This is a genomic window from Candidatus Poseidonia alphae (genome assembly GCF_943787815.1).
GTDB classification, from domain to species: Archaea; Thermoplasmatota; Poseidoniia; order Poseidoniales; family Poseidoniaceae; genus Poseidonia; species Poseidonia alphae.
In genome coordinates, this window is sequence record NZ_CALSNW010000001.1 from 184880 (window position 1) to 198724 (window position 13845).

General features: G+C 50.0%; 8 protein-coding genes. 1 reads left to right on the top strand and 7 read right to left on the bottom strand.

What is annotated here, in order from left to right:
* Nucleotides 1–6: 6 nt before the first annotated feature.
* Entirely contained in the window at nt 7–2628 is a 2622-nt protein-coding gene (locus AAA857_RS00900) for an ERCC4 domain-containing protein (protein ID WP_338172131.1), read from the top strand.
* Here the strand turns inward: AAA857_RS00900 and AAA857_RS00905 are convergent.
* From AAA857_RS00905 to AAA857_RS00935, 7 genes are all read right to left on the bottom strand, one after another.
* Nucleotides 2615–3472 carry a heterodisulfide reductase-related iron-sulfur binding cluster gene (locus AAA857_RS00905; RefSeq protein ID WP_338172133.1) on the bottom strand — a complete coding sequence of 286 codons (858 nt, stop codon included), beginning with the start codon at nt 3470–3472 and terminating at the stop codon, nt 2615–2617. The genes AAA857_RS00900 and AAA857_RS00905 overlap by 14 nt on opposite strands.
* A gap of 9 nt (nt 3473–3481) precedes the next feature.
* Entirely contained in the window at nt 3482–5446 is a 1965-nt protein-coding gene (locus AAA857_RS00910) for a flavodoxin domain-containing protein (RefSeq protein WP_338172135.1), read from the bottom strand.
* Between the two features lie 139 nt (nt 5447–5585).
* Nucleotides 5586–7208 carry a thermosome subunit alpha gene (thsA, locus tag AAA857_RS00915; RefSeq protein ID WP_338172137.1) on the bottom strand — a complete coding sequence of 541 codons (1623 nt, stop codon included), beginning with the start codon at nt 7206–7208 and terminating at the stop codon, nt 5586–5588.
* 76 nt (nt 7209–7284) lie between these two features.
* Nucleotides 7285–10656, bottom strand: a complete 3372-nt coding sequence (locus tag AAA857_RS00920; RefSeq protein ID WP_338172139.1) for a hypothetical protein — start codon at nt 10654–10656, stop codon at nt 7285–7287.
* Nucleotides 10657–10739: 83 nt separating this feature from the next.
* Entirely contained in the window at nt 10740–11993 is a 1254-nt protein-coding gene (locus tag AAA857_RS00925) for a hypothetical protein (protein ID WP_338172141.1), read from the bottom strand.
* 58 nt (nt 11994–12051) lie between these two features.
* Nucleotides 12052–12666 carry a hypothetical protein gene (locus AAA857_RS00930; protein WP_338172143.1) on the bottom strand — a complete coding sequence of 205 codons (615 nt, stop codon included), beginning with the start codon at nt 12664–12666 and terminating at the stop codon, nt 12052–12054.
* A complete protein-coding gene (locus AAA857_RS00935; RefSeq protein WP_338172144.1) occupies nt 12666–13814 on the bottom strand; it encodes an aminotransferase class I/II-fold pyridoxal phosphate-dependent enzyme in 1149 nt (382 codons plus the stop codon). The genes AAA857_RS00930 and AAA857_RS00935 overlap by 1 nt, the downstream gene beginning before the upstream one ends.
* Nucleotides 13815–13845 lie beyond the last annotated feature (31 nt).

Sequence of the window (13845 nt, forward strand, 5' to 3'; positions counted from 1 at the left end):
GGGGCAATGCCTACCGTCCAACATCCGTTCCTACACGACGGTGTTGAGGCAAGGGCATACCAAATCCGCTCCCTTGAACGGTGCCTCTCCGCATCAACCTTGATGGTGATGCCCACGGGATTTGGTAAAACTGCCGTAGAGTGGATGGTAATGGCCGAATACCTGCGCAAGGGGGCTGAAAAGATCATTCTCATCGCCCCAACAACCGGTTTGGTTGACCAGCAAAGGAGTATGGCCCAGCAATACCTCAATCTACCAAACGAGCAAATTATCGCCTATACAGGCGAGACGGCCCCTGCTAAACGGAAAACGTTGTGGGAGCAGGCGAGAATCCTGATGGCAACTCCACAGGTCATCCGAAACGATGCTCAAAGCGGCACCATCGACCTCATGGAAGTCGGGCTCCTCATTGTTGATGAAGCACATCATGCTACGGGAAATCATGCATATGCACAAGTTGGAAAACTGTTCCGAAGAGCCCGAAGCGATGGTCGCGTCTTAGCCGCAACAGCAAGCCCTGGCTCGAATTCACAACACATTGAGGACGTCCAGAGAAACCTTGGTGTCAATCAACTTGATGTTTCAAAACGAGATGAGCCCCTCGTCAAACCCTTTGACGTGGACATGAACATCCATGAAGAATTCATTGACCTCCCCCCTGCACTCAGTGTCCTCATCACTCCCCTGGAAGCTCATTTTTCATCCGAAGTGAAGCATTTGCAACAACTCGGCTTCCTTGCCCCCAAAGAACATGTTTCGTCCGGTGATATCGAAAAAGCACAGTTGCGGGCAAGTCGCGCCATACAGCAACGAGACGTTCGTGGATACGATGCTGCGCGAAGGGTGGCTGATTTGCGCCGGATGCACATGCTTGTCAATCTTCTCAAAACACAAGGCACGGATGTAGCTCGCTCGTTCTTAGAGCGTGCCGAAATAGAGGGGCGTGAAGGAAGGAAAACCAATCGCTTGCTCGCTCTTCCTGTGATTCATGAACTGCGCAAATCACTGGCGGACATTGAAGAATTACATCCCAAAACCTCGGTTGTAGAACGCCTTGTGATCGATGAAATCGGACGAAAGCCGGATGGAAAAATTCTCGTTTTCACCGAATTTAGAGACACGGTAAGCAATCTCGTCACCCGATTAAGTTCAATTGAAGGGCTCAAACCCGACCAATTCATTGGCCAATCCTCGCGCGGGGCACAAAAAGGAATGACTCAAAAACAACAGTTGGCCCAATTAAAGCGTTTTAGAGATGGAGAGATCAATGTTCTTGTCGCCACCTCAGTTGGAGAAGAAGGATTGGATGTTCCGGCAGCTGACCTCGTCATTCTTTACGAACCGGTCCCGAGTGCCATACGTGCGATTCAACGACGAGGAAGAACTGCACGTCAGCGTGCAGGTTCCGTTCATGTATTGATCACAAAAGAAACCCGTGATGTCTACATCCATTCTGCCTCCAAGCATCAAGAGAAGAACATGTACCGATTGGTTGACAAGTTGGTTCGTCAGAAAAAACTCTTGAACGAATATGGAGATTTATCAGGCCTATTGGATTTCTTTCAAGTCGTTGACGGCGAGGAGACGCTGCCTGCGGTATTGTTTCTTAACCGAGAAACTGAACTCCACAAACCGGAAGAAAACGACCAACTCCAACGATCAAATTTGGTGGCTAAGGGAGGGCGGAAGCACATACCGAGAACTGCGCCACCTCTGACTCCAAAGCAACGGCGCCCAAAGGAGCAAATGGGATTGGATTCATTTCTCAAAACCCCTGAATCCGATTCGGAGGTGCCAAGAATCAGCGAACAAACGATTTCCGTCGTACTAAATGCAGCAGATGAAGAAATTTATTCACTCAGTTCCGTTGATGGACACGGTCATGAAATTCTCATTGACCACCGAGAAATGAATTCCACTTTACCTTCGTATTTGGCGAGCCTTGGGTTCAAGACACGGCTCACACACCTCCCTCACGGAGACCTTCGTATCTCCGAGCGGATTCTTATAGAACGAAAGACTGCGAGGGATTTATTGGCTTCAATTAAGGACGGCAGACTCCTTAGCCAATGTCGAAGCCTACGAGCAAGCGCTTCTCGACCAATGCTATTGATTGAGACCGGAGGCGACACCGGCTATGCCCTTCATCCAAATGCCGTCCTTGGAGCATTGGCGCACATCACTCTCGACATGGGTATTCCAGTGATGATGACAAAAGATGCAATGGAAACCGCTCATTTCGTTTCTATTGCAACCCAAAGAGAACAGGATTTGCTGGAGGAATTTCATAAGATGGCCAATTCTGAAATCCTATCGGGAAAAGAGTTGAAAACGATTATGGACGAAGCAGCACATGAAATCGATCAACTCTTGGTTGAATCCGAAGCGCCTCACCCATGGCTCGAAAGCGCACAACAACAACTTCACCGGTGTTACGAGCACGCCCTGTCCCAACTTGGTGGGGTCGGCGAAGAGGAACGGCAAACCATGAATGCATTTTCACCGCACATAGGAGCGTTATTCACGGCAACAGAAGATGTGCTCATCAAACAGAGTGGATGCACCGAAGAGGTTGCCCAGCGAGTTCTTGAACTCTTGAAGGAAAACAACCACATCAAGAGCCAATAAGACGTACACGAGTTCGCAATTGAGCGAAGCGGTCCGGATAGAAACCTAAAGCGAATGCGACAATTTCTGAAAGGTGACATACCGGGACAATGGTGTTCTTCCCCGTAACACGACCTGCTTTGGATTGATATGAATCCAAATTGACGTGTGAGATGGTGCATGCACTCACGACGAGTTCTGCCCCAGAATCAATAGCGTCAGAGAGTACTGCTGCCGTCATTGAGAGTGATGTATCTTCTAAACTAAGAACCGATGTTGACCCAACACTCTGGCATTTTGAATCGTAGTCAACCGCATGACCGCCGAGTGCTTCGAACAGTTGTTCCATGTAAGTAGGCATGAACGGGTCATCGTTTCCGCAAGCACCTTCACGTTGCATGTCTGGGCCGTAGTAAGCAGCAACGTTCATCTTCAATGGGTTCTTTACCGCATTTCGAATCTTCTCAAGCCCAATCTCTTCTACAAGATAGTGAAGAAGATGCCATGATTTGGATTCTCCTGTGTATTCAATGTTGGACGTTCGAACAACGAGATTGTTGATCTGACTGGCGTAAACCGGGTCTCGAGCCATGTCTTGTGCAGTGTTGCACATGATTGCGTGGCTGCTAGCACAAGTGGTCAAAACATCAAGTCCTTTGTTTTCTGCAAGGGCGAGATTGCGGGCCACCAATGCGTCTTGCAGTTTTGGAGTTGCCTGTTTGATGATGTTTCCACCATCGCTGCTTGAACGAGGAAGTTCAACGAGTTGAATGTTCAAGGCTCTGCAGAGCGGTTGAATCATGTCCTCAACCTCCGAAGCCCCAGCACGAGCAACATTTCCGGGATAGTATGTGATTTTCGCCATCATCTCACCTCAGAATCTTTGGTCAATCTCATTGAAGAGCGAGACGACTTCATGGTAATCGTGAACCTTTGAATTGATCATATTGGGAATACGTCCCAGGCCCGCAGGTGGAAGCAGAAGGGATTGCAAGCTGCGAATGGGCGGAGAACCGTTTCGCGTGAATGCGAGGGCCATACGAGCCGATACTCCACTGAAGACGTTGCCCACAAGTCCGAGAGGACCGAGAACTTGCCGGTAAAGCGTCGTTTCGTTGACCTTACCGGTCCATTTGACGCTGCGTCCATACCACTTGACCAGTCGACCATGCTTTCCAGCGTACTTGGTTTGGTTGAGCAACTGCATACGGGCTTCATTCAGACTGTGTGCTGCAAGACGACCGTCTTCGCCAAAGCGCATCAAACTGGCATGGTCTGCTTCGGACCATACACCGTCCCTTTGCAAGAGTGAATTCATGATGCTCCGACGTTGTTCTTGACCGGTACGAGGGTCCTTTGCACGCAACCATTGTTGGAAGTGAACACCAGGTCCCTCGTAGTGGGAATCGTGAGCCAATGTGTCCGACATTGCTTGAATGAGTTGGAAGGACTGGACGTCGCCTGCGAGGTGGAGAGCTGTTGCAAGCGCAGGTTCCATGGTCCCAAGTGCAGCACCTGATGGAAGACGTTCGCCTTCACGAGGGTCTGTTCTCATCCATGGTTCGGCTCGGCTTCGATGGTTTTCGTAGCGGGAAGTATCAACGATGAGGTCTCGAACGACTGGGTGGCCGGGTAGAGGTTCAACACGAACTCGCCCGCCATCGGAAGTTAGGTCAGCGATCATCGTTGAGTCGGAAAGTGCGACACGTCCGTTAACACGAATACCAGTGGTTGGAGTTCCAGCACCGCTTCCTCTACGGAATGCAAGACTTCCATCAACATCTTGTTGCATGGAGATGAGAAGGTCTTGGACGGTTGCGTGGCCAGGGACACTGCAAGTGAGTGTGTCCCAACCGGATTCTGCTGCTTCTGGGCAGTACCTGAACAATTCAAGCGTGATGGTCAATTCTTCACGAACAATCTTGCCTGGTGTGAAATCGCCTTCAACTGCATCGTCGTCATCACCTGACCCGTAGGCTTTCATCTCTTCAAGGAGTTCAACTTGCAAAGTTCCAGACGAATCAACGCAGGCAAGGAGGGGGAGGGCTTCATTGACCCAAAGTTGCCATGGAGCGTCAAAATCAACGTCACATTCTTGCAATGGGTGGGCTTCTTTCCCGCCCAATGCAGCGAGTTTTCCGTTCCAGTCATGACCGGCCTTGCAGAATTCGTCATAGGATGAATCTCCGATTGCACATATCGAGAAGTGGGTACTTCCGAGACCTGGTCCGTTCGCGTTGATTGCATTCCAGGCAGATTCGGCGTTGTCGGGCATTTCACCCTCGCCCCACGTGGAGGTGATGATCATTACACGCTTCATCGAAGCCAAACTGGCTGGATCGAGTCCATCCATATCCACTACTTTTGCTTCTAATCCGTAATTACCAGCCATCTTTGCTGTTTTTTCGGCAAGACCTGCTGCATTCCCTGTCTGAGAGCCAAACAGGATGTTGATTGTGCGGTCGCCTGCAAAGACTGCGTTCAGTTCGTCCGAGGCACCAGCCGCTGGAGCAACTGCGGCCACAGCCGCAGGAGCGATATCTGCTGGCGCTTCTGCTGCAACCTCTGTTACCGCAGCACCATCGCCAACGAGTTCAAACTTAATCACTTCAACTGGGCAAGCTTCCGCAGCCTCAAGAATAATGTCTCCGAGTTCTGCGCCAAGTGTACCTGTAAGCAGCGAACCGCCTTCGTTTCGGTCAAATAGCCCGTCGGTCCGAACAGCTGCTAAAATCATCGATGAGTCGTCCGTGACCTCGAATACTTCAGGGCAAATATCCTGACATGCATCACAGGTGATGCAATCCTCGTCAATCCATACTTTTGCGACAACTGCCATCGGAAGACCCCTTGCTCACACTCTGTGAGCAATCTTCCCACCCTTGAGTGGCCTTTGAAGGTTATTATCTCCCCGTGACAAAATAAGGCTTCTGTAGTTCATTTTTCTCAGCGAAAAATTGCAGTGACTAAGGGCCACATCACATGTTGAAATCGCCCATGCCACCCATGCCGCCTTCCATGGGGACGCCCTTGGATGAAATTACGTCATCAATACGCAAAATCATGATCGCTGTTTCCGTTGCAGACTGAATCGCTTGTTCAACAACGCGGAGAGGTTCGACGACATTGGCCTCGTTCATGTCCACTACGCCACCTTCATAGACGTTAATTCCTGCAAAGGATTGGCCGTCAGCATGGGCTTTGCGCAATTCAATGAGCGTTGTTACCGGGTCAAGACCGGCGTTTTCCGCCAAGGTACGAGGAATGATTTCCAAAGCAGAGGCAAAGGCTTCAATGGCCATTTGCTCACGCCCACCCACGGTTTCAGCGAAGGTCCGCAAGTCTCGTGAGAGCGCTGCAAGAACGCTACCGCCTCCAGTTAGGACTGCTCCATCTTCCCATGCGACGGATACAACTCCGACTGCATCGTCAAAAGCACGGCGAATTTCATCAACAACGTGCTCGGTTCCACCGCGGAGAAGAACGGAAACAGATTTGGCTTCAGGACATCCTGTCACGAAGGTCATGTTCGACTCGCCGATTTTCTTTTCTTCAACACGGGCTGCAAGACCCAAGTCCGACTCGTTCATGTCCTCGAGGTTGGTGATGATGGTCCCGCCAGTTGCTTTTGAAAGCGCTTCCATATCGGATTTCTTGGCTCGACGAATAGCGAAAATTCCCTTCTTGGAGAGATAATGTTGCGCTAACTCATCAATTCCTTTTTGACATACCAACACGTTAGCCCCAGCGGATTCAATCGTATTGACCAAATTGCGAATGTAGTTCTCTTCTTCTTCGAGGAACAGAGCGAGTTGGTTCGGGTCGGTGATCTGAATTTTTGCATCGACTTCGGTCTTCTTGACTTCAATCGCCGAGTTGACCAAGGCTATTTTTGCATTGCTCATGACTCGAGGCATTCCTGCGTGAACACGCTCTTTATCCAAGAGAATGCCATCGATCAATGTTGAATCTTTGATGGAGCCGCCTTGACGCTTCTCTACCTTAATGTCGGACAAGTCAACCAATCGTTCTCCATCTTCTGTAAGCCCAACCGCATTTACTGCCCGGACACAAATATCAGCCATAAACGACTTCACTGCACCTGCAGACTTTCCAGTAAGTGCAGTTTTTGCGACTTCCAATAGCACTTTATCATCGTTTTCAGTGGATATGCCGTGATTTTCAAGAAGTCCAATGGCCCGTTCTGCAGCAAGACGGAATCCTTCACAGATGACTGTTGGATGAACGTTTTGTTCAATCAAATCCTCACTGCGCTTGAGAAGCTCTCCTGAAAGAATCACAGCGGAGGTTGTACCATCATAGCAATGTTGTTCCTGAGTTTTTGCGACCTCAATGATCATTTTAGCCGCTGGGTGTTCGATGTCCATTTCTTTCAGAATGGTTGCACCGTCGTTTGTAATGACGACGTCGCCCATTGAATCAACAAGCATCTTGTCCATACCTTTTGGGCCTAGCGTTGAGCGAACGGCATCAGCGACGGCTTTAGCCGCAGCAATGTTATTCGATTGAGCAGTTCGTCCACGAGTTCGTTGTGTTCCATCCTTGAGGATGAAGATAGGGGCTTGTCCATTTCCGTACATGATAGTGCCTCCGGCAAACCCTGCGAGGCTGACTGTGCCTTGAACCCTACGCTTGGGTCATCGTGGGGTTTCGGCTTCAAGCTTGTCCGTTCTGCTCAAGCCATTGTTGGCCGTAATGCTTCCACTGTTCCGTCGTCCAACCGTTTGGTAGACCTCCTGCAGGCAGTGGAGGCATCCCATCGTCAACCGTTGCCGAAGCAGGTTCAGGAGCGGGTGCGGGTGCTGCCGGAGGAGCCCCTGTAGGAATCGGTTCTGGCGAAGGTGCCCCTGCAACGGGAACGGTTGGGGCTGAAGCGACTGCGCCGTAGTTTGCTGACAGACTGTCTTCATATCCATCTTCGCCCCAGTTTTTGTATTCATCTTCTTCTTCCTCACTGCGCATGATGGTCAAAAGGACAAGAACACCACCAACGAGAATCAACAGGAACACACCCCAAAGAGCAATCTCCTCCAGTGGGAATCCTGAACCAGCGTCGTCAGCAGCATCTACTGCATCAGAACCTTGCTTGAGGAGGGTGACTTCAAGGAGGCCATTAGCAGCATCACTGACCGTTTCGGAGCGTGCCCAAATGGTCAAATTTGAAACGAAGACTTCAGAATTAAGGTTCTTCAAGGTGGTTTCAGTCACTTCGATCGTTAATGTGACTTCTCGCTCTTCGTTCAATCCCAAGGAGAAATCTCGGTCCATTCGGCCGATTTTTGTTTGGAACCACGACTTGGTTTCTGAATCGTCCAATTCCATAACAACAACTTGCGGGGTAGTGTACTGATTCTTCACCCTAACCGTGACCTCGTATTCCCCTTCTTCGTTGATGGATAGAGGTTGGATGGTGTAAATCTTCAACCAGTTTTGCGACCCAACGAGGTAGGTTGCCTGGCCGGTTGCACTGACCGTGTCATCTGACGAACTTGTTGCGATGACTCCAAGTGTCAAATCGCCTTCTGCACCTGCGAGGAATGAAAACTCAACCGTGACGTTAAAGCTTGCACCAACATCAATCTCTGGGGTTTGGCCGTTGACTAGATTGGTGAATGCAGCTTGCATACCCAGAGGGTTATTGAGTGTCATATCAAAGCGGTCAGCACTGTTACCATCGTTACGAACTTCAAAGGCCATGGTTTGGGCGGGATCGCCTGGAATGTAAGATTGGCCCGTTTGTTCGTCAGAGACGAATACTGCTGCCGTGTCAAGAATGTCAACTGAGATGTCAATCGAGGTTGATACAGTTGGGTCTGCGACGTTGGTTGCAATCACCTTGACCGTGTAAAGGGCTGGAGTAAGGCCAACAGGCATAGCAAGTCGGAGGACAAAGGCACCCTCGCCATCCCACGCATCAAGTACCGGAGACTCTGTGGCTGGAAGTGAAGCTTGGAGTCTCCAGTTGCTCTGGAGGATGCTCAAATCATATTGTTCATCATCATTTCCTAGATTAAAGATGTTCACAATGATGGAACGTCCGTTTCCATTAGCCGAGCCGGTCAACGTGTATTCTTCGGTTTCCAATTGAACGTCTCTCAAAACGGGGACTTCGATGTTACGGACAAGTTGGTCCGTACCGAAGAGAGGTGTTGAGCATGAAGGGCAACTGGCCCGCAGGTTGAACGAAACTGGCCCCGGCGGTGCGAGGTCGGGAGCGGTGATGTTGAGCGTCAAGTCAATTCGCTCTCCCTTTGCAAGCACAATTGGGTTGGGGAGTACAACTCCTGTTTCATTGAGTACGGTAGCAGACCACCCTCCAGGAGTTGTGGTGTCTGAAAATGAGGTGATAAGGTTGAATGCAGCGTCCTTGTTTCCAGTGTTTTGAAGACCAAAGTCGATAGTATCGTACATGCCAGGTCCAATCGTAGCTGCGAGCAAACCAACGGTTGAGGTCAGGGCAACACCAAACTGCTCGCTCACCGCAAGGTCCATTTCAAGACGGGCCTTTTCACCGAGTTGTGCACTGCTTGCGTCGCTGAGCCAGAGGTTCCATGTTTGTTGCTGAACATCTGCACCTGCTGGAACGGTCAGGTTAGCCCAGAAATCAACGGTCTCACCGGCACCCAATACCGGCATGATGACGTTTGTTCCGTGGTTGCTGCTTCCGTCAATGTCCATGCGGATGATCGGGAACGGAACCATCCATGAAGCGTTGCTCACGTTGGTCTCAACACGAATGGTTGCTGGAGAGTAACCGTTGTTGGTCAATGAGCATTGGAGGATGGCCATTTGGTTGGGTGCAATGGTATAACTTCCACTGCTTGGATTGTCACACTGCAGGTCCACCGTGTAGTCGCTCACCTTACTGACTCCGAATTGAATCAAGTCGTCAACGTGGAATCCTTCACTTGCTGAACTTGAATCTGATGTGAAGAGCAAACCAAATGAGTAAGAGTTGCCACCAAGGAAGACATCAGGGTTGGCCAAGTTTGGGATCTGGACCCATGATTCTTGCGGGTCCCATGAAATGTTGCTCCATTGACCCGGTGCCGCACTTGGGTTCCCTTGAGAAATGTCCCAAGAAATGGATTCGTAATCATCGTCAAGGTTACCGGATCCTCGCCATAATTCAAGAGAAACCGAGTCTCCTGTGGACATGCTGCCCCACGCTTGAATGTGATACTGGCTGGAGACGTATTCGTTGGAGTAGAACAACGACCTGCAAATGTAATTCAGGTAGAGATTACTGATTTCGCCGTCAAGAGTCGAGTCTGCCCCGCAGGTTTGCCCGGTCATCAGATGGCCGTTGAACAAACGGGTTGCTTCTGCGTTGGAAGGATAGTTGCTTCCCTCATCGGAATGACGCCAATGCTTTGATCCAACGGCACTTGCGCCGTTGTCCGTAGTCCATGAACCGGTAGCAACCGCTCCGCCACCGCTTGCAGGGTATTTTCCTGAGAAGTAGGTTGAGGCTCCCGTCGTGGTACCGTCAAAAGGGTCAGATGCGACGGCAACCGGCACGGTTTCATCTTTGACATCGTTTTCGTTTCGCGAATCGTCACCAAAGGCGACTGTCGCACGAAGAATGAGGCCGCCTGTCAAGTCGTTGGATGATGTGTTGAGAATTGAATGGGCTGCGGTAGGAGTCCATGCCATGGAGTAAACATCCTGTTGACCTCCGGTGAGAGGAGCAGTATTCCAAGTATACGTTTCCATAACGAATCCAATCGGATGAACCACTTCGAGCATGACTGGGGCGGATTCACCAATGGCACCCGTTCCAAACCGTTGGACTGTAATCTTGATTTCTATGGATTGATCAATGAAGATGTAATCCAACACAGTTCCATCAGATTGAATCCATTGAGAGGCCATGGCACTGGAATTTCCGAGAGAAATGGTCTTGACGGTGTAGTCGTCGTTTGTTCCGCCACGACCAGATGCTGCTTCCACCGGGGGAGCAATCATCAAAGCAAAGGACTGGAGGAGCATCAAGATGACAAGAGTAAAGGGAGTCATTCGGCGCATATTCATCAACAGAGTGAGCCAACATGATTGAGCATAAGAATGTGGCCTTTTCTTGGTCGGGACGCTGAATTTAAATTTCGAGGTCACTTTGATTCTTTGTGTGCATCAAATCCACGAATAACGGCATCGTTATGAGACGGTGTTGTTCGAGATTTCCCTTCGTCCAAAAATGGGTCGGATTCGGGCTCAAAGAGGTCAAGGTCAAGGCCGTCCAGTGGGGACAAAGGTTCCTGAATCATACTCGGCGATGGCCCTTCAGCCTGATGGACCAACTCGTGTGGTACCGCCACCGGCACAATCACTTGTTGAACAACCGCTGGTGTATGGGGGGGCGTTGATGCATCGTTTGCCGCAGCAAGACGGTCGACCAGTGAACCGGTAACAGCTGTTTGTTCCGAGTCCTCCTCTTCATCAAGATGAAGGGCTCGCATCCACTCAGGTGGAGAACCCGAACCCCCACCCAAAACAGCCAGTGTAGTAAAGGCAGCCATAGGCATCACCGCCAAGGCCGTGAGTAAGTTGAGAAACGAGGTTTCAGGAATCGGGCCAGCCGAAATCAACGATTCAAACAATTCCTTTTCAAATTGTATGTTTAATGAAAGGTCTTTTCCCATCCAACGGTGTACAATCCAAGTAGAAAACTGACCCATTGACCAAAGCAGGAACACGGGGAAGATCCAGGTTATTTTCATGGTTGCGCCGAGGAACTTACGGGCCAAGGAGGCCAAGGAGATGTATTTACGTGCGAAATATGGGAATACACGGATCGCACAGAAAAGGCACATTGCATACAACATAAGGGCGAGTTCAAGTTGACGGTTTTGATGGATTAAATCCCGTGGAAAGAGCAGGACCAATGCAAGTGGGATGGTTGCAAGCAAGACCTGAAACGGCACAGCAAGCAAGACCAATGAACCCCGAATTGCCCACAAAGTATGCCCTTCTTGATAGCGGTCATGAACCAAAAGCGAGAGTTTCCCATGAGAAGAGGACATGTACTTTTTCCGAGTCAAATAACGGTTGGTTGAATTGCGAACATTTCGAGAGAGACCCATTGCATGCCTCCAACCACCATGTTCAATGACGGTATTCGGCAAGAATCCACCCATCCCAAGCGCAAGTATGAGCGCGAGCATACCGTAGAGCAGAGAGGCAATGCCAATCCATGGAATCATGTTAACGTCAACATTAATTGACATTTGCCCACCTCCAATGTTGAACATCAAAAGATACGTCAAAGCAAACGCCACCAAAGGTGTGAGGAAAATTTGAGCCACCAGTTGCATGGTGAGAACAAGTCGAGCGGCGAGAGGACCGCTGGTGGTTTGCCTCGCCATAAGTTAGAACCCTGACCTCTTCATCTCAAAGGTTCCCCTTCGCCAAAGAAAAAAAGGCCTATTCTTCAGAAGTTGTATCCAATGCCGGAGCGGCTGCGAGAGGATATCCATCGGAGATCAGCATGCGAAGTGAACCCATCAATTTTCCATCTTTCCGAGGCCGTCCTAAATCCGGTCGTGGACGAGGGTCAAGCACGGTACCGCATGCTGAGCAGGCTATTTCACCCGGCATCCAAACAGGTTCTGCCTCGTCGCAGCAGGCGTCACTGGAAGCAGAACGGTCCATGATTGTTTGAAGGCCAAATGCCATCTCACGGGTCCATGGAGCACCACTGCCCCCAACTGCGTTTTGAAGTCGAGAGAGCACCATCCAACTGGTAGCCACCCACAAGCCAAACCCAAAAGATGCTGAACCCCATTTCAAACTAACCGCACCAAAAAAGAGCGTAACGATTGCGATGATCATGCTCGACCAGTAAAAAGAACGCATGTGGAGGACACGTTGGGTCAGGTACGGAGACAGTGGGACGGGATGCGGGTGGGGCGGAAAGCGCACATTGAACCCCTTAGCGCGAGTCATGTAGAGAGTGGGAAGGCGTGGACCAATGTGTCCAATGAGACCACCGATGGAGAACATCACGATAGAACCAATCATTGACATTGCTACCACCATCACGCATTTTGGAGCCGAAGGAGCGTCGTTTCAACCTTATCCATTCCTCGTGAAATATCTTCCTGGCTAATGGTGTAAGCAAAACGAAGATGACCTTCCCCTGAAGGTCCAAAGGCACTTCCAGGTGAACAAAGAACGCCATCTTTCAACAATTCCATGGCTATTTCTTGGGAATTCATTCCATCAACGGTTACCTTTGGAAAGACGTAGATTGCTCCTTTGGGTTTCTGGCATTCGACTCCAGGCATGGCATTGAGCCGGTCAACGATGAGGTCGCAGCGTTGTTTAAATTCTTCAGCCATCATTGAAGGATAATCGTTGGCCTTCTCCATCGCCTCCAAAACCGCATGTTGCATGGCATCGTTTGAGCAGGCTGAGATGTAGTATTGAATTTTAATGACCTCCTTCATCGCTTCTAGGTTCGGCGAGATAATGTAACCAATTCTCCAGCCCGTCATCGCAAAGGTCTTCGAAAAAGAATTGACAACCATCAGTTTGTCGTAATCGGTTCCCATGAACGAAACATGCGCTCCTTCGAATACAATCCGATCATAGACTTCATCTGAAATAATCCATAGGTCATGCTTTTTGGCGAAAGCCAGCAAATCATCCCGTTGGCTCTCGTTGAGTGTGCCTCCGGTGGGATTGCTCGGGAAATTGTAGAGAATAGCAACCGTTTTTTCGTCAACGAGGGTTTCGAGGTCTTCCACCCTTGGGACAAATTCATTCTCAAAGAGGCACGGATAGTATTTGCTTTCCCCGCCCACAAGAGTAGCATCTGGACCGTAAAGGGGGAAATACGGCTCTGGAAGGAGAATGTTTTCACCGGGATTGACCAAGGTCATGAACAAATTGAGAAGTGCGTTTGTTCCAGACATGGTCATGCAGACGTTTTCTTCCGTCATCCCAGCTTGATAAGAGGTCCATGAGTCGGCAATTTTCTGACGAAGAGCAGGCATTCCAGCAGTGGTTGTATATTTGTTATGGCCGTCCAGCATGGCCTGATAAAAGGCATCAATAGCAACCCGAGGCGGTTGGAAATCGGGCTCCCCCAAACCAAACGAGATGACATCGTCTCCTGCGAGGTCAAACATTTTGCGAACCCCAGTGGGTTGGATGGCCAAAGCCCTGTCGCTGTAGGTCCGCATGGTAACCCGACTCCTGTATCGCATTTGAATG

What these genes read in the sequence shown, in the direction of transcription:
- AAA857_RS00905 (WP_338172133.1), bottom strand. Translation starts at nt 3,472, where the DNA reads ATGGCGAAAATCACATACTATCCCGGAAATGTTGCTCGTGCTGGGGCT.
- AAA857_RS00925 (WP_338172141.1), bottom strand. Translation starts at nt 11,993, where the DNA reads ATGGCGAGGCAAACCACCAGCGGTCCTCTCGCCGCTCGACTTGTTCTC.
- AAA857_RS00900 (WP_338172131.1), top strand. Translation starts at nt 7, where the DNA reads ATGCCTACCGTCCAACATCCGTTCCTACACGACGGTGTTGAGGCAAGG.
- AAA857_RS00920 (WP_338172139.1), bottom strand. Translation starts at nt 10,656, where the DNA reads ATGCGCCGAATGACTCCCTTTACTCTTGTCATCTTGATGCTCCTCCAG.
- AAA857_RS00910 (WP_338172135.1), bottom strand. Translation starts at nt 5,446, where the DNA reads ATGGCAGTTGTCGCAAAAGTATGGATTGACGAGGATTGCATCACCTGT.
- thsA (WP_338172137.1), bottom strand. Translation starts at nt 7,208, where the DNA reads ATGTACGGAAATGGACAAGCCCCTATCTTCATCCTCAAGGATGGAACA.
- AAA857_RS00930 (WP_338172143.1), bottom strand. Translation starts at nt 12,666, where the DNA reads ATGGTGGTAGCAATGTCAATGATTGGTTCTATCGTGATGTTCTCCATC.
- AAA857_RS00935 (WP_338172144.1), bottom strand. Translation starts at nt 13,814, where the DNA reads ATGCGGACCTACAGCGACAGGGCTTTGGCCATCCAACCCACTGGGGTT.